The organism is Clostridium sp., from assembly GCF_030532265.1.
In the GTDB taxonomy this organism is placed as follows: Bacteria; Bacillota; Clostridia; order Clostridiales; family Clostridiaceae; genus Clostridium.
This window is the reverse complement of record NZ_JAUNLM010000003.1, coordinates 15,025-39,378: the sequence shown is the minus strand read 5'-3', so window position 1 is coordinate 39,378 and position 24,354 is coordinate 15,025. Positions and strand designations below refer to the sequence as shown.

21 protein-coding genes and 1 other annotated feature are annotated in these 24,354 nt (G+C 26.2%); of the genes, 13 read left to right on the top strand and 8 right to left on the bottom strand.

Translation table 11 applies throughout. The annotated features are described in order from the left end of the window. Nucleotides 1-112 precede the first annotated feature (112 nt). Together Q4E08_RS01810 and Q4E08_RS01805 are read right to left on the bottom strand one after the other, a co-directional pair. A complete protein-coding gene (locus Q4E08_RS01810; RefSeq protein WP_303127545.1) occupies nucleotides 113-574 on the bottom strand; it encodes a threonine/serine exporter family protein in 462 nt (153 codons plus the stop codon). 4 nt (nucleotides 575-578) lie between these two features. After that, nucleotides 579-1,343 carry a threonine/serine exporter ThrE family protein gene (locus Q4E08_RS01805; RefSeq protein ID WP_303127543.1) on the bottom strand — a complete coding sequence of 255 codons (765 nt, stop codon included), beginning with the start codon at nucleotides 1,341-1,343 and terminating at the stop codon, nucleotides 579-581. Nucleotides 1,344-1,528: 185 nt separating this feature from the next. Between Q4E08_RS01805 and glyA the strand changes: the two genes are divergently transcribed. The 4 genes from glyA to Q4E08_RS01785 all read left to right on the top strand — a co-directional run bounded on the left by glyA (nucleotide 1,529) and on the right by Q4E08_RS01785 (nucleotide 5,510). Beyond that, nucleotides 1,529-2,764, top strand: a complete 1,236-nt coding sequence (gene glyA, locus Q4E08_RS01800) for a serine hydroxymethyltransferase (RefSeq protein ID WP_303127541.1) — start codon at nucleotides 1,529-1,531, stop codon at nucleotides 2,762-2,764. A gap of 94 nt (nucleotides 2,765-2,858) precedes the next feature. Then, the gene (locus Q4E08_RS01795) at nucleotides 2,859-3,770 is read left to right on the top strand and encodes a metallophosphoesterase (protein WP_303127538.1); all 912 of its coding nucleotides are present in this window, start codon (nucleotides 2,859-2,861) and stop codon (nucleotides 3,768-3,770) included. Nucleotides 3,771-3,825: 55 nt separating this feature from the next. Further along, complete coding sequence (locus Q4E08_RS01790) at nucleotides 3,826-4,767, top strand: dipeptidase (RefSeq protein ID WP_303127536.1); 942 nt, start codon at nucleotides 3,826-3,828, stop codon at nucleotides 4,765-4,767. A gap of 5 nt (nucleotides 4,768-4,772) precedes the next feature. After that, on the top strand, nucleotides 4,773-5,510 hold the full coding sequence (locus tag Q4E08_RS01785; RefSeq protein ID WP_303127534.1) for an SDR family oxidoreductase: 738 nt from the start codon (nucleotides 4,773-4,775) through the stop codon (nucleotides 5,508-5,510). A 3-nt stretch (nucleotides 5,511-5,513) separates the two neighbouring features. On the opposite strand, the gene Q4E08_RS01780 is transcribed toward Q4E08_RS01785, so the two are convergent. Continuing rightward, entirely contained in the window at nucleotides 5,514-7,028 is a 1,515-nt protein-coding gene (locus Q4E08_RS01780; protein WP_303127532.1) for a cell wall metabolism sensor histidine kinase WalK, read from the bottom strand. Continuing rightward, entirely contained in the window at nucleotides 7,028-7,699 is a 672-nt protein-coding gene (locus Q4E08_RS01775) for a response regulator transcription factor (protein WP_303127530.1), read from the bottom strand. Before Q4E08_RS01775 ends, Q4E08_RS01780 begins: the two co-directional genes overlap by 1 nt. Nucleotides 7,700-7,844: 145 nt before the next feature. Here Q4E08_RS01775 and Q4E08_RS01770 point away from each other — a divergent pair, with 145 nt between their 5' ends. From Q4E08_RS01770 to Q4E08_RS01755, 4 genes are all read left to right on the top strand, one after another. Continuing rightward, entirely contained in the window at nucleotides 7,845-9,089 is a 1,245-nt protein-coding gene (locus tag Q4E08_RS01770; RefSeq protein WP_303127528.1) for a pitrilysin family protein, read from the top strand. 9 nt (nucleotides 9,090-9,098) lie between these two features. After that, entirely contained in the window at nucleotides 9,099-9,737 is a 639-nt protein-coding gene (gene recX, locus Q4E08_RS01765) for a recombination regulator RecX (protein ID WP_303127527.1), read from the top strand. A gap of 1 nt (nucleotide 9,738) precedes the next feature. Then, the gene (locus Q4E08_RS01760) at nucleotides 9,739-9,864 is read left to right on the top strand and encodes a hypothetical protein (protein WP_303127524.1); all 126 of its coding nucleotides are present in this window, start codon (nucleotides 9,739-9,741) and stop codon (nucleotides 9,862-9,864) included. 186 nt (nucleotides 9,865-10,050) lie between these two features. Beyond that, the gene (locus tag Q4E08_RS01755; protein ID WP_303127522.1) at nucleotides 10,051-10,797 is read left to right on the top strand and encodes a transglutaminase family protein; all 747 of its coding nucleotides are present in this window, start codon (nucleotides 10,051-10,053) and stop codon (nucleotides 10,795-10,797) included. Nucleotides 10,798-10,822: 25 nt separating this feature from the next. Here Q4E08_RS01755 and Q4E08_RS01750 read toward each other — a convergent pair whose 3' ends face one another. Continuing rightward, nucleotides 10,823-11,176, bottom strand: a complete 354-nt coding sequence (locus tag Q4E08_RS01750) for a tetratricopeptide repeat protein (protein ID WP_303127520.1) — start codon at nucleotides 11,174-11,176, stop codon at nucleotides 10,823-10,825. 276 nt (nucleotides 11,177-11,452) lie between these two features. Here Q4E08_RS01750 and Q4E08_RS01745 point away from each other — a divergent pair, with 276 nt between their 5' ends. Together Q4E08_RS01745 and Q4E08_RS01740 are read left to right on the top strand one after the other, a co-directional pair. Further along, nucleotides 11,453-15,691, top strand: coding sequence for a 2-hydroxyacyl-CoA dehydratase (locus Q4E08_RS01745; protein WP_303127517.1), 4,239 nt, complete (start codon nucleotides 11,453-11,455; stop codon nucleotides 15,689-15,691). A 58-nt stretch (nucleotides 15,692-15,749) separates the two neighbouring features. Next, nucleotides 15,750-15,975, top strand: a binding site (T-box leader). A gap of 125 nt (nucleotides 15,976-16,100) precedes the next feature. Then, entirely contained in the window at nucleotides 16,101-18,746 is a 2,646-nt protein-coding gene (locus Q4E08_RS01740) for a valine--tRNA ligase (RefSeq protein ID WP_303127515.1), read from the top strand. A 102-nt stretch (nucleotides 18,747-18,848) separates the two neighbouring features. Here Q4E08_RS01740 and Q4E08_RS01735 read toward each other — a convergent pair whose 3' ends face one another. Next, nucleotides 18,849-20,102: an FprA family A-type flavoprotein gene (locus tag Q4E08_RS01735; RefSeq protein ID WP_303127512.1), complete on the bottom strand. Its 1,254-nt coding sequence runs from the start codon at nucleotides 20,100-20,102 to the stop codon at nucleotides 18,849-18,851. 204 nt (nucleotides 20,103-20,306) lie between these two features. Here Q4E08_RS01735 and Q4E08_RS01730 point away from each other — a divergent pair, with 204 nt between their 5' ends. Then, nucleotides 20,307-21,596: a folylpolyglutamate synthase/dihydrofolate synthase family protein gene (locus Q4E08_RS01730; protein WP_303127510.1), complete on the top strand. Its 1,290-nt coding sequence runs from the start codon at nucleotides 20,307-20,309 to the stop codon at nucleotides 21,594-21,596. A gap of 18 nt (nucleotides 21,597-21,614) precedes the next feature. Here Q4E08_RS01730 and Q4E08_RS01725 read toward each other — a convergent pair whose 3' ends face one another. Then, nucleotides 21,615-21,863: a TIGR03905 family TSCPD domain-containing protein gene (locus tag Q4E08_RS01725; protein ID WP_303127509.1), complete on the bottom strand. Its 249-nt coding sequence runs from the start codon at nucleotides 21,861-21,863 to the stop codon at nucleotides 21,615-21,617. A gap of 125 nt (nucleotides 21,864-21,988) precedes the next feature. Here Q4E08_RS01725 and Q4E08_RS01720 point away from each other — a divergent pair, with 125 nt between their 5' ends. Continuing rightward, nucleotides 21,989-22,879: a YncE family protein gene (locus Q4E08_RS01720; RefSeq protein ID WP_303127507.1), complete on the top strand. Its 891-nt coding sequence runs from the start codon at nucleotides 21,989-21,991 to the stop codon at nucleotides 22,877-22,879. Here the strand turns inward: Q4E08_RS01720 and Q4E08_RS01715 are convergent. Beyond that, complete coding sequence (locus Q4E08_RS01715; protein ID WP_303127505.1) at nucleotides 22,876-23,412, bottom strand: DUF4364 family protein; 537 nt, start codon at nucleotides 23,410-23,412, stop codon at nucleotides 22,876-22,878. The genes Q4E08_RS01720 and Q4E08_RS01715 overlap by 4 nt on opposite strands. Before the next feature lie 86 nt (nucleotides 23,413-23,498). Between Q4E08_RS01715 and Q4E08_RS01710 the strand changes: the two genes are divergently transcribed. Next, a complete protein-coding gene (locus tag Q4E08_RS01710) occupies nucleotides 23,499-24,290 on the top strand; it encodes a polysaccharide deacetylase family protein (RefSeq protein WP_303127498.1) in 792 nt (263 codons plus the stop codon). The last annotated feature ends 64 nt before the right edge of the window (nucleotides 24,291-24,354 follow it).

The following is a 24,354-nucleotide window of genomic DNA, read 5'->3' as shown; positions in this document are numbered from 1 at the left end:
AATTATTCATAATTAATAAATGAAATTATAAAAAGCTAATAGTAAAGTATATATTTGTTTTATATAGTGAGTAATTTTATTAATATTAAAATAAAAAGTGAAAGATTGAGAATTAAATTTTCTCAATCTTTTTTTTATATCTTTTATTTTTAACTAAATAATACTGTCTAGTAATTGTAGAGACAAATATAACTCCAAGAGCTAAAGCTCCTGCACTTGATAAAGTATTTAATCCTAATTCTATTGAATGAATGATATTTCCAGTTACAGCTTCATACATTGTATAATACATTCCAGATCCAGGAACTAAAGGGATTAATGCACAAACTACTAATGTTGTAACAGGAGTTTTTAATTTTCTAGCTAGTATTTCAGAATAAATACTAAAAATAACAGCAGATATAAAAAAAGATGTGGTTTGAGAAAAGTGAATTTTTAAGCATAAACTATAAACAAACCAACTTATTCCACCGCCTATACCAGCAAAAATTAGATTTTTACCATGAATATTAAATATTACAGCAAAACCAATAGTAGCAATAAAAGAACAAAGTGTTTGAATAAATATAGTCATATTATTATATACCTCCTAATATCTTAAGCCAGAAACTTATTACGCCACCTGTACCAACAGCAATTGCAATAGCAACTAAAAAAGCTTCACTAGCTTTTATAATTCCACCTAAATAATCTCCAGCTATTGTATCTCTTATTGCATTTGTAATAGCAAGTCCTGGAACTAGTATCATTATTGCACCTATTATAGTTTCATCAATATTATCTATAAATCCTAAGTGTAAAAATAATATTGCAAAAGCGGCAGAAGCTGCAGCACAAATAGTATTTATAAAAAAGTCGTTAATTGACATTTTAGTGAATATCATTGAAAGATATTTAATAAATGCACCTATAAAAAAAGATGCAATTAAGTCTTTTAAGTTTCCACCAAAAAGTATTGAAAAAAATCCTGCTGCTATACCAGAAAAAAATAAAGTTGATAATAAAGAATATCTTTCAGTATTATCTATATCTTTTAATTCAGCTTCAATTTTATCAAGAGGAGGTTTAGTACTTGCAATTCTTCTTGATAAGTCATTTATTCTTTCGATTTTATGTAAATCTACTCCTCGTATAGTTACTCTTTTTACTATAGAGTAAGTTTGATTTTTATAGCAAATAGACACCATTATTCCAGTAGGAGTAACAAAGCTATTAGCTTCATCAATTTCATAGGATTGACAAATTCTACAAATAGTTTCTTCAACTCTATATATTTCAGCACCACTTTGAAGCATAACAATACCTGCATATGTAGATAGATGAAGCAATTTATTTACGTTCAATATAATCACTCCTTGTGTAAATTTATAAATAAATTATAGCATAAATATATAAAATAAATATTGTATATATAATTAATAAAATATGATATTTATTATATATACTTATAAATTTATTAAAAATATGTTGAAAAAATTAAAGAAGAACCGTATAATCTAATAAAAATAAATAAAATTGGGGTGTTATAATGAACTTTGAAAAAATTAAAGAAGAAGATAATGATATTTATGAATTAATAATGGAAGAAGTTGAAAGACAGGAAGAAGGAATAGAACTTATTGCATCAGAAAATTTTACAAGTGAAGCAGTAATGGAAGCTATGGGATCATATCTTACTAACAAATATGCCGAGGGTTATCCAGACAAAAGATATTATGGAGGCTGTCATATAGTTGATAAAGTAGAAGATATAGCAAGAGATAGGGCTAAAAAATTATTTAATGCAGAGCATGCTAATGTTCAACCTCATTCAGGCTCACAAGCTAATATGGCTGTGTATTTTTCAGTACTTAAGCCAGGAGATACTGTTTTAGGAATGGATCTAAGTCATGGAGGGCATTTAACTCATGGTTCACCTGTAAATTTTTCAGGAAGATTATTTAACTTTATATCATATGGAGTAGATAAAGAAACAGAAGTAATTGATTATGAAAATGTAAGACAAATAGCATTAGAGAATAAACCAAAACTTATAGTTGCTGGAGCTAGTGCTTATTCAAGAGAAATAGATTTTAAAAAGTTTAGAGAGATTTGTGATGAAGTTGGGGCATATTTTATGGTTGATATGGCACATATAGCAGGGCTTGTTGCAGCAGGACTACATATGTCACCTGTACCTTATGCTGATTTTGTTACATCAACTACGCATAAAACTTTAAGAGGACCAAGGGGAGGTCTTATACTTTGTAAAGAAAAATATGCTAAAGAATTAGATAAAAATATATTCCCAGGAATGCAAGGTGGACCTTTAATGCATATAATAGCAGCAAAAGCTGTATGCTTTAAAGAAGCTTTAGAACCTAGTTTTAAAGAGTATATAGAGCAAGTAGTTAAAAATTGTAATGTATTAGCAGAAGAACTTGTTAAGTATGGTTTCAAATTAGTATCAGGAGGAACAGATAATCATTTAATATTAGTTGATTTAACTAATAAAGATTTAACAGGTAAAGATGCTGAAAAACTTTTAGATTCAATAGGAGTAACTTTAAATAAAAATACAGTTCCGAATGAAACAAGAAGTCCTTTTGTAACATCAGGAGTTAGAATAGGAACTGCTGCTGTAACTACAAGAGGATATAAAGAAGAAGATATGAAAGAAATAGCATCAATTATAAATGATGCTATAAATAAAAAAGTTTATGGTGATGAAGAATTAATTAATAGAGTTAAGAAATTAAGCTCTAAACATAGAATGTATATTTAATAAAAATTAAGCGAGTAGATTTTTCTACTCGCTTAATTTTTTAGGAAACACTGATAATATAATATATTATAAAATAATTTAAGTAGGATGTATTATGGGAAAGAGGGACTTAAAAAGAATATTAAAAAAATGCGAAACTTTAGATATTAGTATAAATTCTAAAATAGTTTTTATTAGTGATGTTCATAGAGGGGATGCTGGAACATCAGATTCTCTAGTAGGAAATAAAAATATATATTTAGCGGCTATAAATTATTATTATAAAGAAGGATATACATTAATTGAAATTGGAGATGGAGATGAGCTTTGGAAAAATAAAGATTGCAAAGATATAGCATATAATTATAAAGATGTGTTTAGCATATATAATAGATTTAACAGTGATAATAGACTTTATATGATATATGGAAATCATGATAAAATTAAAAGTAAAAAAGATTTTAAAGAACAGCAAAGAAAAAAATTTCAAAAAATTGGAGGGAATTTTGGAGAAGATTTTATTAATCTTATATCCAAAACTAAGTTTTATGAAGGATTAGTAATAAATTTTAAGCCTTATAATAAAAAAGGATTAGTAGTTCATGGACATCAACTTGATATTATGAATAATGAATTAGCTTTTTTTAGTAGATTTTTAGTAAGATATTTTTGGAGAGTTATGGAAGGATTTTTTGGTTTCAAAGCTCCTAATAGCCCAGCAAGCAGTTATAAAAAAGGAAATAAAATAGATAAAGACCTAAATGATTGGGCAAGTGAAAATAAAATAATACTTATATGTGGACATACTCATAGAGTGAGATTTCCTAAGGTTGGAGAAGGAACTTATTTTAATGATGGTTCTTGTGTACTTCCACATAGTATAACATCAATAGAAATAAATAAAGGGCTTATAGCTTTAGTTAAATGGAATATAGATATTGGGAAAGATAACAATCTTTATATAAAAAGAAGTTTTCTAGAAGGACCTGAAAGGTTAGATAGTTATTTAAATTTTGTTAATAACTAAAAGTTATAATATAATTATTAGTAATAAAGTTTATCTGTGATTGGGGGAATAGCTTATGAAATATATAGATTTACATTGCGATACTGCATATAGAATGTTAAATGAAAATCTAGAACTTAAAGATAGTATATGTAAAGTAACATTAGATAAATTAAAAAAAGGTGAGGCACTTTCACAAATATTTGCGTTTTTTATAGATTTAGAAGAAATAAAAAGAAGTCCTTTTGAGGAATTTCATAAAATGTATAATAATTTTATGAAAGAAATAAATAAAAACAAGGATAAAATAGAAGTAATAAAAGATATAAAAAGATTAGATTCTATAGAAAATGATTCAAAGATAGGTGCAATTCTATCAATAGAAGAGGGAGAAGTTTTAGAAGGGGATATAAATAATGTGTCTAAAGTTTCAGATCTCGGAATCAAAATAATAACATTAACTTGGAATTATGAAAACACTATTGGATATCCAAACTACAATTTTAAATTTAAAGATAAAGGTCTTAAAGATAAAGGAATAGAAATAGTAAAGGAAATGGAAAAGTATAATATAATTCCAGATGCATCACATTTGTCAGATGGTGGATTTTATGATCTTTTAAGAATTTGTAAAAAGCCATTTATAGCAACTCACTCTAATGCAAGAGAAATTAAAAATCATCCTAGAAATTTAACTGATGATATGATTAAAAAATTATCAGAAAAAGGTGGAGTTATGGGACTAAATTTCTGTAGTGATTTTGTAGGAGAAAGCAAGATAACAAAGATAGATGACTTAGTAAAACATGCAACACATATAAAAAATGTTGGAGGAATAGATGTATTATCTTTAGGAAGTGATTTTGATGGAATAGAAAATGAAGTAGAGATTAAAGATACTAGTGAAATGAACAAGCTTTATTATGCTCTTAAAAAAGAAAGGTTTACTGATGATGAAATAGAAAAGGTATTTTATAAGAACATAATAAGAGTATTAAAAGAATGTAATAAGGAGTAAATTAAATGAAATTATTGGGAAAGGTTGCAATAGTAACAGGAGCTTCAAGAGGTATTGGGAGAGATATTGCAATAGAACTTGCAAAAAGTGGAGCAAGTGTTGTTATAAATTATTCAAAAGATGAAGATGGAGCTTGTGACACATTAAATATAATAAAAAGTAATGGTAATTTCGCAATAAAAATTAAGGCTGATGTTGGAGATTACGAAGATTCAAAAAAATTAGTTGATGAAACAGTTAAGACTTTTGGAAGATTAGATATTATAGTAAATAATGCGGGAAGAAGCAATATAGGGTTATTTATGGATTCAACTAAAGAGGACATAGATAATCTTATTAGAACTAATCTTTTAGGAGCTATGTATATATCAAAGCATGGACTTAAGTATATGCTTAATAATGGGGGAAGTATAATAAATATTTCATCTATGTGGGGAGATGTAGGGGCTTCTTGTGAAGTTATATATTCTACATCAAAAGGTGGAATTAATTTATTTACTAGGGCTTTAGCAAAAGAAATGGCGCCATCTAATATAAGAGTAAATGCTATAGCTCCAGGAGTTATAAATACAAGTATGAATGCTTTTTTAACTAATGAAGATAAGGAAGAACTAGAAAATGAAATACCAATGGGAAGATTTGGAGAAGGAAATGAAGTTGCAAAGTGTGTTTTATTTTTATGCTCTGAAGATTCATCATATATAACAGGACAAGTAATTAGAATAGATGGAGGAATGATTTAAACATCATTCCTCCATTTCACTTTGTTCAGCTTTTTTTAGTGTAAATTCAAACAAAACTCCAAGTTTAACATTTTTAATACTATATTTTGAATTATGAAGATCTAATATATTTTTTACTATAGCAAGACCAAGTCCAGTACTATTATCTTTTCTATTTCTTGATTTATCTACTCTAAAAAATTTATCAAATAAATTTATATTTTCTCCTTCTGGTATTGATGAACCTGTATTTAATACAGAAATTTTAAAGTTATTTTCATCAAAGTCCTCTATAGATACATATATTGAATTATTTTCACTTGTATATTTTATAGCGTTGGTAATAATATTAGTTAAAACTTGTTCCATTTGAAAAATATCAGCTTTAACATATGAATAATCAGTTTTAGGATTGAATTCTATAGAAAGTCCATTTTCTATACATTCATGTTTAAGTGTTTTTACAACTTTATTAATAAGTCTGTTTATATTAAATATTTCAAAATTAGATTTTATAACTCCTGATTCAAGTTTTGAAAGCTCTAGCATATTAGCAACTAATTTTCCCATTTTTTTAGATTCATCTATTATTGTTTCAAGATAAAGTTTTAAATCATCACCAGTAACAATACCATCTTTAATACCTTCTGCATATCCTTCTATTATACCTATAGGCGTTTTTAATTCATGGCTTACATTAGCAACAAAGTCTTTTCTCATAATATCTAATTGTCTTTCTTTTTCAATATCTTTTTCAAGTTTTTTATTTTGCATTTTTAAATCATTTAATGATTTTTGTAAATTTTCAGATAAGAAATTTAGTGTTTTTCCTAAATTACCAATTTCGTCATCACTTATATTAGTACACTTTTCAGAAAAATCCATATTAGATAATTTTGTAGCTACATGATTAATCTTTTTTAATGGATTAGTAACTAATTTTGCAAAAATTAATGAAATAATTAAAGCAATAAACATTATTCCTATAAATACATAAATATAAAATTCACTTATAACATTTCCAGCTTCTATTATTGGTTGAATTGATGATACAGCAAGCACTATAGAGTCATGCTTATAATTTAAAGACATTGATGAGGCAACGCCTATGTTTTTAATTTGACTATTATCAGTTGAAAATATAGTTGATATTGGTTTATTACTTGCTAAAAGTTTAAATAAAATATCTTTGTTATTTATCAAAGTAGAACAAAAATCACTAAGTATTTTTATATCATCTTTATCATTTTCTAAATTATTAGATATATATCTTAAGCTTCCATCTACTGAAAATATTGCGATTTTTGCATTGTTTGTATTTTCAAAGTTTTTTAGTGCTTTATAAAGGCCTGGCAAATTATTTAATTGAAAAGAATTTGCCTTAGAAAAGTTTTCAATTTTGTAAGTTAAATCTTTGATTTTTTTTTGCTCATAAAAGTCTTCAAATATAAAGGTTTGAAAAATTAAACTTAAAGCCATAAAAGAAACTAAAAATGAAGCTGTTATTATAAATAATTTTTTTGATAAAGTTTCTTTCATTACTTTACCTCAAACTTATATCCACTACCACGAACTGTAACTATATAATTTGCTTTATCTAAAAGTTTTTCACGAAGCCTTTTTATATTTGTATCAACAGTACGTATATCTCCATAGTAATCTATTCCCCATACGTTATCTAAAATTGTGTCTCTAGAAAGTGCAATTCCTTCATTAGATATTAAATATAATAATAGTTCATATTCTTTTGGAGATAGTGATATTTCAGTTTCATTTACTTTAACTTCATGAGACATTTTATTTATAGTAAGTCCATTAAAATCTTGTGAACTAGAGTCTATATCTGTTCTAGTTCTTTTTAATAAAGCCTTACTTTTTGCAACTAATACTTTAGGGCTAAATGGTTTTGTCATATAATCATCAGCACCAACTTCATAACCTTGTAACTTATCATCTTCTTCACTTTTAGCTGTAAGAAGTATAACAGGAACTGATGATACGGAACGGATTTTCTTTAAAAAAGATATTCCATCCATTTTAGGCATCATTATATCTAAAATTATTAAATCAATTTTTTCTTTAGAAAATACTTCAATACCTTTTTCACCATCTTCAGCTTCGTATACATTAAAATTTTCATTTATGAAATAATCTCTAATTAAAAATCTAATTCTTATTTCGTCTTCTACAATAAGTATTGATTTTTTCATAATATTAACCCTCCATTTTATTTAACCTAATTACATTATATACAAATATAAAAATATTTGAAGGGTTTCACAAGGTTTATGTTGTATTATTTATGAAAACATATTATATTAAAGGTTGTAATTAAATTACAAATAGGAGATGGATATGATTAAATTAAATTTCGATATAAATAAAAAAGTATTAGAAAACGGATTAAAAGTAATAACAGTAAAAAAAGATACAAAGATAGCATCAATAAATATTGGAGTAAATATTGGGGCAATGTATGAAAGAATGGATGAAAAAGGAATAAGTCATTTTATAGAACATATGTTGTTTAAAGGTACAAGCTCTAGATCAAATAAAGAATTAAATGAAGAATTAGAATATTTAGGAGGAGAATATAATGCATATACTGATTATGCATCAACAGTATACACTATAAGTTGCTTAGAAGATGAAATTAAAAATGCTACTATTTTACTTGGTGATATGATTATAAATTCAAATTTTCCAGAAGATGAAATAGAAAAAGAAAGAAGTGTAATACTTGCTGAAATAAGAACTAGCAAAGATGATATAGAGGATTTAAGCTTTAAAAAAACAAGTGAAGTAGCATTTGATAAAAGTTATTTAAAATTTGATGTTATAGGTTTCGAAGAAAATGTAAATAGATTTAATAGGGAAGATTTATATAAATATTATAAAGAAAATTATAGACCTAATAATTCTGTTATTGTAATGGTATCTTCTTTTGAACATAATGAAGCATTAAATATAATAAAAGAATCCTTTTCTAATTGGAAAATGAAAGAAACTAGAAAAAAAGAAGTAATATCAGAAAAAAATAAAAATGAAGAAGTTACAAGTTATAAAAATGAAATTGAACAAAGTACAATAGTATACTTATATACTTTTGATAACCTTAAAAAAGATGATGAACTTCCACTTAGAATATTAAATCATAGACTTGGAGAAAGTGCTAACTCACTGCTTTTTAGAGAGGTTAGAGAAAATAGAGGATTAGCTTATGATATATTTACACATTTAGATATAAATAAAGATTATAAATCATTATATATATATACTTCAGTAGGTGATGAAGATGTAGAAGAAGCAAAAGAAGCTATAGATAGTGTTATATCTTCAATATTAAATAACAAAATAAAGTTTACAGATAGAGATTTAAATATTATGAAAAAGGTTCATAAAACAGCAGTTATAAGTACACTTGAAGATTCAGCAGACCTTTGTAATTATATACTTCATCAAGAACTTGAAAATGAAAATTTACTAGAATTTGTTGATGATATGGATAGAATCAATAATATAGAAAAGAATGAAATTTATGAGGTTTCCAAAAAAGTTCTTAAAAATCCAACAATTCATATTTTAAGAAGAGAGAAATAAGGTGAAATTTTGAGCAAGATAACAAAAATAGAACAGTGTAAAAGAAATAAAGAGAGAGTAAATATTTATATAGATGAAGAATTTGTTTTTGCAATATATATGGAACTTGTATATAGATTTAATCTTAAGGTAAATGAAGAAGTAAATAAAGAAAAACTTATAGAAATTGCAAAGGTTGAAAATTTATCTAAATGTAAAGATAGTGCTTTAAAAACTATAGAAAGAAGTTATAAAACAGAGAAAGAGATTAGAGATAAACTTTTAAATAAAGAATTCGATGAAGAAACTGTTGAAAAAACAATAAATTTTTTAAAAGAGTACACTTTTATTGATGATTTAAAGTTTACTAAGATGTATGTTAAAGATAGAATAAGAACTCAAGGAAGAAATAAAATTAAATATGCATTAATACAAAAAGGTGTTAATAAATATTTAGTAGATGAAGTATTAGAAGAGTTAGATAGAAATGATGAAGAAGAGAGAGCACTTTTAATATGCGAAAAAAAATATTTATCAATATGTAAAAGAGAGGAGGATGATTTCAAAATAAAAAATAAGCTTATAAGATATATGTTAGGAAGAGGATATGAATATGAAGTAGCACGAAATGTTGTGTCTAAAATTTATTTACAATACAAGGGAGAATAATATGAATTTTACTCTACCTGAATTAGTTATTTTTACTATAATTTTTATGATTACATTAAAAAGTATAAAGGATTCATTTTTAAATAAAAGTCTTTTTTATGTGAAAAATTCTATAATAGGAAGTTAATAAAGGATTTTAATGTTTTTTAAAATATTTTAATTTTATAATTATTTTTACGATTGTGTAAGTATAAATTTATATAATATTTATAGTGGGAAAAGTTTGTTAGTGTTATTTAGATTAATAGGATTTATAATAATATTTTGGACTATAAAGTGTATTATATATTTTATATTAAATTTTATAGATAGAATGTTTTTTAATTTTGAATTTAATGGAAATTCAAATTCTCAAAAAGCATTACTTATAACATTAAGTTCCTTTCTTGGTATTTTAAGAGGTTTTTTAATAGTTATAAGCATTTTAATAGGAATAATCTTTTATAATGGATTAGTTGATAAAAAATTTGAAATAAATTTTTTTGATAAACTAAATATTTATAGTAAAATAGCATCTTCTATTGATAATAAAACTGTAGATAAAATAAAAAATGGATTATTTGAAGATAATTCATTAAAAACAATAATTTATTATAATGGTGTAACTTTAGATGAGGGGATAGAATCTAACAATTTTATAGATAGTAAGGCTATAAAAATAACAAAAGGCTTAAAAACAGATAGAGAAAAGGCCAAAGAGCTTTATAAATGGATTGGAAGTAATATAAAGTATGATTTTGAAAAGGCAGAAAATATTCAAAATAGTAGTTTAAATAGTAGTGGAGCTATAGTTGCCTTTAATGAAAGGAAAGGAATATGTTTTGATTATGCATGTCTTTTTGTAGCGATGTGTAGGGCTAATAATATAAGGGTTAGAATGATAATTGGTAAAGCTTATAATGGACATGAATACATAAATCATGCATGGAATCAAGTATATTTAAGTAATGAAGGAAAGTGGATTAATGTAGATCCAACATTTTATTCAGCAGGAAATTACTTTGATAATAAATATTTTAATAATGATCATAAAAGTAAGAGCATTGCTGGAGAGTGGTAAAGTTAGAAGGAGTGTTTATCTCATTCTAACTTTTTTTATGTTTAGATAATATTAAATCAATAGCCTTTTCACAATCTTTATCTTTGTTGTCTAAAGACCAAGATACATTGAAATATATTAAGGCTTTATTATTTTCATTTTTCATTGCATAACAGTATCCAAGATTAAAAAAATACTTACTATCCCTTTGTAAAGTTATTGCTTTTTTTAACATAGATATAGCATTATCGTAGTTTTTAAGCTTTATAAAGCAAACACCTGAATTATAGTAAGAACATGCTTCATTTTCATTATATTCAACAGCTTTTTGATAAAATTCTATAGCTTTTTCATAATCTTTTGTATTATATAATCTATTAGCTTCGCTAAAATAATTCATATATTCCTCCTTAAATTTAAAAAAAATTAACAAATTAAAATTTATTTTTTTAAAAGTGAATGAATAAAAGTATTAAACATTTACATTATATACATAGTTTTAATATTATATACGAAACTTACCAAATATATACTGAAATTTTAATAAAGATTTAACTTAACCTTAAATTTTTGATAAATAATAATGTGATAATATAATTATTATTGATTTGACAATTAGTTAATATATAATACATATATAAGTGTTTTATTTAAAATGGATAAGTAGGTGTAATTAATGAATAATTATAAAATGGGGTTGGATGTAGGATCAACTACTGTAAAAATAGTAGTTTTAAATACTAATAATGAAATAGTCTTTTCAGAGTATAGAAGACATTTTTCAGATATAAAAAATACAATTATACAATTAATTAAAGAATGTTATGAAAAAATTGGAGATAGAAAAATTACTGTAACTATAACAGGTTCAGGAGGATTATCATTATCAGAGTGGCTTGGAGTAAACTTTGTGCAAGAAGTTATAGCTTGTACAGAAACTATAGAAAAAGTTATAAAAGAAACAGATGTTGCAATTGAACTTGGAGGAGAAGATGCAAAAATAACATATTTAAGAGATGGGATAGAACAAAGAATGAATGGTACTTGTGCAGGTGGAACAGGTGCATTTATAGATCAAATGGCAGCTCTTTTAAATACAGATGCACAAGGATTAAATGAACTTGCAAAAGGACATACAATTATATATCCAATTGCATCAAGATGTGGTGTTTTTGCTAAAACAGACGTACAGCCATTAATAAATGAAGGTGCTAAAAAAGAAGATATCGCAGCTTCAGTGTTACAAGCTGTTGTAAATCAAACAATTGGTGGACTTGCGTGTGGTAAGCCTATAAAGGGAAATGTGGCATTTTTAGGCGGGCCACTTTATTTCTTATCAGAGCTTAGAAAAAGGTTTATAGAAACATTACAATTAAAAGAAGATGAAATTATATTTCCAGATAACTCACAGTTATTTGTAGCAATGGGAGCTGCACTTTTATCAGAAGAACAAGAATGTATATCATTTAAAGAATTAGTTGATAAAACTAAACATATTAGTGATGCAAAAGATGATAATATAGAAAGATTACCAGCATTATTTGAAAATAAAGAAGAGTTTGAAAAGTTTAAAGAAAGACATGATAAAGCTAAAGCTAAAAGAGGAAATTTAGAAAATACTAGAGGAAATGTATTTTTAGGTATAGATGCTGGTTCGACTACTACAAAGGTTGTATTAATAAATGAAGATAGAGAAATAATATATTCATTTTATGGTAGTAATGAGGGTAATCCATTAAAAACTATTGTAGAAATAATGAATGATTTATATAACAAATTACCAGAAGGGGTTAAGATTGCAAAAAGTACTGTTACAGGATATGGAGAGGCTTTAATAAAATCTGCACTTCATATGGATCTTGGAGAAATAGAAACAATAGCCCATTATAAAGCAGCTGAATACTTTTTACCTGGAGTTGATTTTATACTTGATATAGGTGGACAAGACATGAAGTGTTTAAGAATAAAAGGCGGAGTAATAGATAGTATATTACTTAATGAAGCTTGTTCATCAGGATGTGGTTCCTTTATAGAGACATTTGGAAAATCTTTAGGTATGGAAGTTAAAGATTTTGCAAAAGAAGCATTATTTTCAACTTCTCCTGTAGATCTTGGTTCAAGATGTACTGTATTTATGAATTCGAGAGTTAAGCAATCACAAAAAGAAGGTGCAAGTGTTGGTGATATATCAGCAGGGCTTTCATATTCAGTAATAAAAAATGCATTATATAAAGTTATAAAAATTAGAGACGAAAAAGAAATGGGAGAAAAAATAATAGTTCAAGGCGGAACTTTTTATAATGATGCAGTTTTAAGAAGCTTTGAGAAGATATCAGGTAGAGAAGTTATAAGACCAGATATAGCAGGACTTATGGGTGCTTTTGGAGCAGCTCTTATATCAAAAGAAAGATATGTAGAAGGTGAAGAATCTAGCTTACTTAAAAAAGAAGATATAAAAGGATTTAAAATGACATCTGAATTTAGAAGATGCGGTTTATGCGGAAATAATTGCTTGTTAACTGAAAATACATTTTCTACAGATGAAAAATTTATATCAGGTAATAGGTGTGAAAGACCACTTGGAATTCACATAAAAAAAGATGAAGTACCAAATCTTTATAAATATAAATTTAAAAGAACGTTTGGATATAAACCATTAAAGAAAGAAGAAGCCAAAAGAGGAACTATTGGTATACCAAGAGTTTTAAATATGTATGAAAATTATCCTTTATGGTTTACTTTATTTACAGAGCTTGGATTTAGAGTGATAGCATCACCTGTTTCTTCAAAAAAATTATATGAAAAAGGTATAGATACGATACCATCAGAATCAGCTTGTTACCCAGCAAAGCTTGTGCATGGTCATATAATGAGTTTAATAGAATCTGGAGTGGATACAATATTTTATCCATGTATACCATATGAGAAAAAAGAGTTTAGTGATTCAACTAACCATTATAATTGTCCTATGGTAACTTCATATCCAGAAGTAATTAAAAATAATATGGATATATTAGAAGAAAAAAATATAAAATATATTGCACCATTTTTCTCATTAGATAATGAAAAAGTATTGGTTAAAAGAATAGTTGAAGAGTTTAAAGACTTTAAAATAACATTAAATGAAGCAAAAGATGCAGTTAGAAAAGCTTATGTAGAAAGAGATAAATATAGAGCTGATATAAAAAATAAGGGAAAAGAAGTTATTGAATATCTTGAAAAAAATAATAAAAAAGGTATAGTTCTTACAGGAAGACCTTATCATATAGATCCAGAAATAAATCATGGAATACCAGATGTTATAACTTCATTTGGGATGGCAGTATTAACAGAAGATAGTATTTGTGATTTAGGTGAATTAAATGCTCCTTTAAGAGTAGTTGATCAATGGACTTATCATGGAAGACTATATAGAGCAGCAGCATATGTTAGAGATTCAAGAGTGTTAGAAATGATTCAACTTAATTCTTTTGGATGTGGATTAGATGCTGTAACAACAGATCAAGTAAATGAAATTCTTCAAGAAAAAGGTAAGATATATACTGTATTAAAAATAGATGAAGGAAATAATTTAGGAGCTGCAAAAATAAGAATTAGATCACTAAAAGCTGCTATTGAAGAAAGAGATAGAAATAATTATAGTCCAGTAACAGAGGATATAGAATATAAAAATCCTACATTTACTAAAGAAATGAAGAAAAAACATACAATATTATGCCCACAAATGTCTCCAATACATTTTGATATTTTACAAGAGGCAGTTAGAGCTTCTGGATATAACCTTGAAATATTACCATCAACAGATCCAGGTGCAGTTGAAGAAGGTTTAAAATATGTGAATAATGATGCATGTTATCCATCAATAATTGTAATTGGACAAATAATAAAGGCTTTAAAATCAGGAAAATATGATTTAAATAATACATCTGTTATAATATCTCAAACAGGTGGTGGATGTAGGGCAACAAATTACATAGGATTTTTGAAGTTAGCTATGAAAAATGCTGGATTTAATAATGTACCTATACTTTCATTAAATGCAGTTGGGCTTGAAAAGCAACCAGGGTTTAAAATAACTATAAGACTTATAAGAAGAGCTTTAATGGCGCTTATTTATGGAGATCTTTTTATGAGAGTTTTATATAGAACTAGACCATATGAAAAAGTTAAAGGTTCAGCAAATGAACTTCATAAAAAATGGGAAAAAATTGCTAAAGAAAATGTCAGAAATGGAAGCAAGAGAGAATTTAATAAAAATGTTAAAAATATAATAAAAGAATTTGATGAGTTAGAATTATTAGATATTAAAAAACCTAGAGTTGGTGTAGTTGGTGAAATATTAGTAAAATATCATCCAACAGCTAATAATGATATAGTAAGTCTTTTAGAAAGTGAAGGGGCAGAAGCTGTTGTTCCAGATCTTTTAGATTTCTTCTTTTATTCAGCTTACGATAGTGAATTTAAAGCTGATTATTTAGCATTTAGTAAGATGTCAAAGAACCTATCCAATTTAGCAATGAAATACATGAATAGTTATAGAAAATCAATGAATGAAGCTCTAGAAAAAAGTGAAAGATTTGAAGCACCTAAAAATATAAGAGATTTAGGTAAGATGGCTTCACAAATACTTTCACTTGGAAATCAAACTGGAGAAGGTTGGTTCTTAACAGCTGAAATGATAGAACTTATAAAAAGTGGTGCTGATAACATAGTTTGTATGCAACCATTTGCTTGTTTACCAAATCATGTAACAGGAAAAGGTATGATGAAAGCACTTAAAAAAAGATATAAAAATGCTAATATAGTTGCTGTAGATTATGATCCAGGTGCATCAGTTGTAAATCAAGTAAATAGAATAAAATTAATGCTTTCAGTTGCATTTAAAAAGATGAAAGAGGATAGTAATAAAAAATAAATTAAATATTTGACAAAAAACAAATATTACTATAACATATATATACGAAAATCATATATTAAAGGCTTAGAAAAAGAGGAGTAAATTTATTAAGTATCAAAGAGAAAAGGGATTAGGTGAGAGCCCTTTATACTGAATATTTTGAAGGTAGCTTTGGAGCTTCTTTAGTGAAATAGTAGTAACTAAAGACGGTTTTAAAATAATCGTTAATTGAATTAAGTGCTTATAATAAATATTTAGTTATTATAAGAATAAAGGTGGTACCACGAGCTTTCGTCCTTTTAGGATGAAGGCTCTTTTTTTATTTTATAAAAAAGCAAAAAAATTTATCTTTATATAAAATTATAAAAATAGTAATTATACTTAAATATAAATAATTTTTAGAAATTTATTAAAGGAGGAGATTGTAATGTCAGATATAAGAAATATTGAGACAACGTATAATCCAAAAGAATTTGAAGATAGAATTTATAAAACTTGGGAAGAAAAAAAATATTTTACTCCAAAAGTAGATAAAAATAAAAAGCCATATTCCATTATTATGCCTCCACCAAATATAACTGGTAAATTACACTTAGGTCATGCACTTGATAATACACTTCAAGATATGCTTATAAGATTTAAAAGAATGCAAGGATTTGAAACTTTATGGCTTCCAGGAGAAGATCATGCTTCAATAGCTACAGAAGTTAAAGTTGAAAATGAATTGCTTAAGCAAGGCTTAAAGAAAAAAGAAATGGGAAGAGAAGCTTTCCTAGAAAAAGTTTGGGAGTGGACAGATGAATATAGAGAGAGAATAAGAACTCAACTTAAAAAAATGGGTTGTTCAGCAGACTTTACTAGAGAAGCATTTACTATGGATGAAAATTTAAATAAAGCTGTTAAGCATGTATTTGTTAAACTTTATAATGAAGGACTTATATATCAAGGAAATAGAATAACAAATTGGTGTCCTAAGTGTCAAACTGCTCTTTCAGATGCAGAAATTGAATATGAAGAAAAAGCAGGACATTTTTGGCATATAAATTATCCTCTTAAAAATGGAGAAGGATTTTTAGAAATAGCAACAACAAGACCAGAAACATTACTTGGAGATACAGCAGTTGCAGTTAATCCAAATGATGAAAGATTTAAGCATCTTATTGGAGAAACTTTAATACTTCCATTAGTAAATAGAGAAATTCCAATAGTTGCAGATGAGTATGTAGATTTAGAGTTTGGTACAGGTGCAGTAAAAATAACTCCAGCTCATGATCCAAATGATTTTGAAGTAGGTAAAAGACATGGACTTCCTGAAATAAGAGTTATGGATGATAAAGGATTCATAAATGAAAAGGGTGGAAAATATGAAGGTCTTGAAAGATATGAAGCTAGAAAAGCAATAGTTAAAGATTTAGAAGAACTTGGACTATTAGTTAAAGTAAAAGACCATAGCCATAATGTAGGAACACATGATAGATGTGGTACAGTAATAGAACCAATAATATCAAAACAATGGTATGTAAAAATGCAATCTTTAGCAGAGCCAGCTATAGAAGTTGTTAAAAATGGAAAAACAAAATTTGTTCCAGAAAGATTTGATAAAACATATTTTAACTGGATGGAAAATATACAAGATTGGTGTATATCAAGACAGTTATGGTGGGGACATAGAATACCAGTGTGGTACTGTAATGATTGCGGACATATAAACGTAAGTGAATCAGAAGTAACAACATGTGAAGCTTGTAAGAGCAGTAATTTAGAACAGGAAACAGATGTTTTAGATACTTGGTTTAGTTCAGCGCTATGGCCTTTCTCAACACTTGGTTGGCCAAATAAAACAGATGATTTAGAATATTTCTATCCAACTAATACATTAGTTACAGGATATGATATTATATTCTTCTGGGTTGCTAGAATGATATTTAGTGGAATACATAATATGGGAGAAACTCCATTTGAAAATGTATTAATTCATGGAATAATAAGGGACTCAGAAGGAAGAAAAATGAGTAAATCATTAGGTAATGGAGTAGATCCACTTGAAGTTATCGATACTTATGGAGCAGATGCTTTAAGATTTATGTTAGTTACTGGTAATGCACCAGGAAATGATATAAGATATTATCCAGAAAGAGTTGAATCAGCAAGAAACTTTGCAAATAAAATTTGGAATGCTTCAAGATTTGTAATGATGAATTTAGATAGAGAATTAATGGATAAATATAAAGATTCAAATGAATATAGTTTAGCTGATAGATGGATACTTTCAAACTTAAATACTTTAATTAAAGAAGTTACAGAAAATATGGATAAATTTGAGCTTGGAATAGCTCTTCAAAAAATTTATGATTTCATGTGGAATGAATTCTGTGATTGGTATATTGAGCTTGTGAAACCTGTATTATATGGAGAAGATGAAAAGGCGAAAGGTATAGTTTATAATGTATTATTTAATGTTTTAGAATCAGGACTTAAATTACTTCATCCTGTAATGCCTTTTATAACAGAAGAAATATTTACGCATTTAAATGATAAAGAAGAAACAATAACTTTATCTAATTGGCCAGAATATAAAGAAGAATTAAATGATAAAAAAGCTGAGAATGATATGGCATTTATAATAGAAGCTATTAAAAACTTAAGAAATTTAAGAGCTGAAATGAATGTTAAGCCTTCAAGAAAAGCAAATGTTATATGTTATATATCAGATGAAGCTAAAGATGCATTTAAAAATGGAGCTGCTTATATTGAGAAGTTAGCATCAGCATCAAATGTTTCATTTATAGAAAGCAAAAATGAAGTTCCAGAAAATGCTGTATCATTAGTTGTTAAAGGTGGAGAATTATTTATGCCACTTCTTGATTTAGTTGATAGAGAAAAGGAACTTGAAAGATTAAATAAAGAACTTAAGAAATTAGAAGGAGAAATTGAAAGAATAGATAAAAAACTTTCAAATGAAGGATTTGTAGCTAAAGCTCCTGAAAAAGTAGTTCTTGGTGAAAAAGAAAAGAGAGTTAAATATGTTGAAATGTTAGAAGCTGTTAAAGGCAGAATTGATACATTAAAATAATTTAATTATTATAACGCTGGTAATTTAATTACCAGCGTTTTTTCATAGAAAATATAAATTTAAATAAAAAAGAGGCTAATGCCTCTTTTTTAATCTAAAATATTATTTAACATCACATTTTCCGTGATCAATGGCTTTTAGATCAATTTCGCCAAACATAGATTTAGAGAAACTATTACCAAAGTTTATAGCTTCTTGAATTTGCTTTTCTGAAGCTCTAAATCTAACTTTTAAACCTGGATTTACTAATTTCATTTTTAATTCTTCTAATCTGTGTTCTATTCTTGGAACAGCTTCACCACTCCAGCCATATGAACCAAATGCTGCAGCAAATTTACCACCATGAATAATAGGGTTTAAGTTTGCAAGTAATATTCTAATTGGTGGAAGTAATTCATTTACTATAGTTGGAGAACCGAATAATATACCATCTGATTCTTCTATATCTTTAAGTATTTCTGCTGTTTCATGTTCTATAACATCGTACATTTTAACTTCAACATTATGATCTTTTTTAATACCTTCAGCAATGTGATTTGCTAATTCCTTAGTATATCCATATGCTGAAACATAACAAATAGTAACTTTTTTGTCTCCGTTTATATTAGGTTTTACAGGAGTACTCCATTCTTTATAAGTTTTAACTATTTCCCATGGATTATCTCTAAGCACAGGTCCATGTCCTGGACAAATAATATCAATATCTAAGTCTTTTATTTTATCGATAGCTTTTAATACGAATTGCTTATATGGTCCGAATATACAATCATAATAATATCTTAATGCATCATAATAATGATCTTTGTTAGGAAGTAAATCGTTAAATACTTCTTCACATGAGTAGTGGCTTCCGAATGAATCGCAAGTCATTAAGACTTTATCTTCAACTACATAAGTGTACATTGAATCTGGCCAATGTAAAAATGGTGCAGAAATGAACTTTAATGTTTTATTTCCAAGAGATAAAGTATCACCATCTCTAACTACTATATGGTCAAAATCTCTATTTATAATTTCTTTTAAGAAAGAAATTGCTTGCATTGAACCAACGACTTTTGCATGTGGAGCAAGCTCAAGTATTTTACCAACTGATCCTGCATGATCTGGTTCAGTATGATCAACTACTATATAATCTATGTCAGATGGTTTTATATCTAAAGTTTCAAGAGTCTTTAAATATTCATCAAAACATTTTTCTTTTACAGTTTCAAATAAAGCAACTTTTTCATTTCCTTTAACAACATATGAATTATAAGTTGTTCCATATGGAGTATACATAATAATATCAAATACTCTTAAACCTGGATCTAATGCACCTACCCAGTAGATGTCTTTTTTAATCTCAACATTTTTCACTTTGAACACCTCTTACTAACAATACTTTTTATTAAATAATAAATATTAATCCGACTATTTTTATGATATCAAAAAAACAATTTAATGTAAATGATAAAACGTCATTTATTAGATAAATTTAGAAAAATATAATATAATTGTAGTATTAACTTTTAATTATAAAATATTATTATAATTATTAATAAAATTAACAGGAGAAGATGGATGAATTATAAACAAGCAATGGATTATATAAAAGAAGTAGGCAATTTTGGATCAAATTATGGTCTTGAAAGAACTGAAAGAATTTTAGAGATTTTGGGAAATCCGCATAAAAAAATAAAATGTATACATATAGCAGGAACAAATGGTAAGGGGTCTACTACATCTATTATTAATTCTATATTAATTGAAGAAGGATTTAAAGTAGGAATGTATACTTCACCATTTTTGGAGGAATTTGAAGAAAGAATTCAAATAAATAAAGAAAATATTAAAAAGGAAGATTTAGCAATCTCTGTAGAAACTGTAAAAGAAGCAGTAGATAAAGTTATTGAAGAAGGGTACAGCCATCCAACAGAATTTGAAATAATAACTTGTTTAATGTTTGAGTATTTTTATAAAAATAAAGTTGATTATGCAGTAATAGAAGTTGGTCTTGGTGGAAGGCTTGATTCTACTAATGTAGTAAGTCCAATTTTAACTGTTATAACTTCAATTGGATTAGATCATACAAATTTATTAGGAAATACTATTGAAGAAATAGCAAGGGAAAAGGGAGGAATTATAAAGAATAATGTTCCTTTAATATTATATCCTCAAAAAGAATCCGTTAAAAAAGAGATTTTAAAAATAGCAAAAGAAAAAAATTCAAAAGTTTATATAGTAAACGAAAAAAATTCTAAATTAATAAGCATAAATAAAGAAAAATTTTATCAGAATATAGAAGTGAAAGGATTAAAAAAAGATTATAAATTAAAGCTTAGGCTTTTAGGAGAGCATCAAGTATTAAATTGTAATGTAGCTATAAATGCAGTTGAAGTTTTATCTAAAATAGAAGATTTTAATATTAATAATATTGAAAAAGGTGTATTTAATGCTAAATGGATAGGTAGATTAGAAGTACTAAGAGAAAATCCTCTTATTGTTATAGATGGGGCTCATAATATACAAGGAATAAAAATGCTTAAAAAAAATATACTAGAATATTTTGATTATGATGATATGTATTTATTAATTGGTATTTTAAGTGATAAGCAAGTTGATGATATGATAAAGGAGATAGTTCCATTAAGTAAAAAAGTAATTGCATTAACTCCACATAGTGACAGAGCTGAACTTGCTAGTGAACTAAGAGAACATATAAAAATGGTAAATAAAAATGTATTAAGTTTTGAAGATTATAATGAAGGATTAGAGGAAATTTTAAAAGATGCTAAAGAAAATGATTTGATTTTAGTTACTGGCTCTCTTTATATGATAGGAGATATGAGGAAAATAATAAATAATAAATAAAAAGTAAGCTAAATAAGCTTACTTTTTATTTTTATATTCTTTTAATGCCTTTGATAATTGATCAGGACATGATGTATCTTTATTGCCACATTTTATACCTTCAAGTTTTGATATAGCATCATCAATATTCATACCTTCTACTAATTTAGAAATTCCAAAAAGATTTCCAGGACATCCTCTAACAAATTCAACAGTTTTTATTGTATTATTTTCTACATCAATGTGTATTTCAGTTGAACAAACACCAGTTGTTTTATAAGTGTACATTAAGTTTACCTCCAATTATAAAGTGTACAAGTATATTATATTTGTAAATTATAAAGAAATAAAGTGTAATTTGTCGCTAATTCTATAAATAATTCATATTATATATAGGTAAGTCTTTTAAGGAGGTGTTACCTATAAATAATATATATGTTTGTAATACTATAGACGACTGTATTAAAAAACTAAACATAGATAATTTTAAAATAGATAGTTTACATTTAAAGCTAATAGATGAAAAATCTATAGGACCTATTTCTATAGATATAAAAGAAAATAATTGTATTGTAGTGAATAAGTTAGATGGGACTATATCAAATATTGATTTAGAATCATTTGTTGAGAATAATAGAAAATATATATGTCCAGCACCTAGGGATATAAAAATATATGGAGATTACGCTTATATATCTAGTAATGAAACAAATTCAATAATAATATACAATATAATAAAAGAAGAAATAGAAATGCAATTAAAAACAGGTATTTCGCCAGGGAGTATTGTATTATGTGAGGAAGATAGTAAGCTTTTTTGTGCTAATATATTAGAAGATACAATAACAGTTATAGATTTAAAAGAAAATAAAGTTATAAGAAATATAAAGGTTGGAAATTATCCTATAAAAATAAAATTATCTAAAGATAAAAAATTACTATATGTTTGTGAAAGCAATTTAGAAGATGATAATAATGGATATATAAGCATTTATTCTTTAAGTAATTTTAATTTAGAGAGTAGAATAAGAGCGGGGAAGACACCTGTTGATATTTATGAAGATAAAGGAATTTTATATGTTTCAGATTTTGAAGGTGGTAGTATAAATTTAATAAATGAAAAAGAAGAAAAAGAAGAAAAAAGATTATTTTTAGGTGGGATGCCAAACGGAATATTGAAGCATGAAGATAAACTATATGTTACAGATTACTTTAATGGAAATTTATATCAAATAGATGAGGAGCTTGAAAATTTAAAAATCATTGCAATAGGAAATGAGCCTAATGCAATGATTATAGTTTAATTTAAATCATCAAAAAGTAGATTTATAATTTGATTATAAATTTCAGAAGGATTTTCCTGCCACTTGTTACAAAGATAAGTGGCTTGTTTTTTTGTAGGAACTTGTAATTTTAATTCTATCAATGGAGAATCATCTTCTAAAGCTTTAATATCTACAATAAAGCTATCATTTTGTCCAATTGTATAATCGCTATGTATAGTTAATTCTTTTTTTATTAAATCTATATGTGACTTAATATATTCATTTATAAGTGATATTTTCGAAGGGGATATTCTATCTTGAAAAAATGAAAGAACTCCTTCACCTTCATTTGTAACTTTTAATAATTTTTTATCCATTACTTCAGCATACTCTATAAAATTTGCTTCATTAAGTTCTGTTATGTATTGTTGAAGAGTAAAATAGTTAATAAAGCTATTTTCAAGAACTATTTCTGTAAGTTGTGTATTAGAAATAGGATGTTTTAAAGATTTTAAAATATATAAAAGCAATAATTTATTTTCTGCTAATTCTAATGAATTTTCTTCGTACATAATTAAGCCTCCATCTATCTAGATATATTTTTAATTATAGCATAAATTTTTAAATAATGAATATAGTGACTATAAATAAAATATAAATGATATATAACACTGATAGAGGTTTAGAGGGTATGAAGGGAAAAAGGAATATTTTTTTAGTTATAGGTGCTATAATTTTACTTATGAGTTTTGTATATGTAAAATATCAAAAAATATCATTAGAAACTATAGCAACTGAAAAAAAATTACCTATACATTGTATAGAAACTAAAGAGAAGGAAATAGCTTTAACATTTGATATAAATTGGGCTGAGAAAGATTACTTAAAGAATATATTAGATGTGTTAGATAAATACGATGTTAAAGCTACATTTTTTATAATAGGTAAATGGGTTAATTATACAGATGAAAATTTAAAAAATTTAAAAATTATAAATGAGAAAGGTCATGAAATAGGAAATCATAGTTATATACATCCAAATTTTTCAGGTCTTAGAGATGAGCTTATTGAAAAGGAAATAATTAAAACAGAAAAAGTAATATATGAAGCTACGGGAGTAAAAACTATTTTATTTAGATTTCCAAGTGGAGATTATTCGAATAATTCATTAAGAAAAGTAGAAAGTATGGGTTATATACCAATACAATGGAATATAGATTCTGTAGATTGGAGAGAAGATGGAAAAGAAAAGGAATATAAAAGGGTTAAAGATAAGATAAAGGAAGGATCTATAATTCTTTATCATAATAATGCAAAGTATACAGTAGAAAATTTAGATAGATTAATAAGTGAACTAAAAAAGGATGGATATTCATTTAAAAAGGTTGGTGAAATGATTTATAAAGATAGTTATTATATAGATTCTCAAGGCATACAACATAAAAAATAATAAATTATATTGAAAAAGCAATAAATTATGTATTATAATGGAAATGTACTGGTGTGGGGATCAT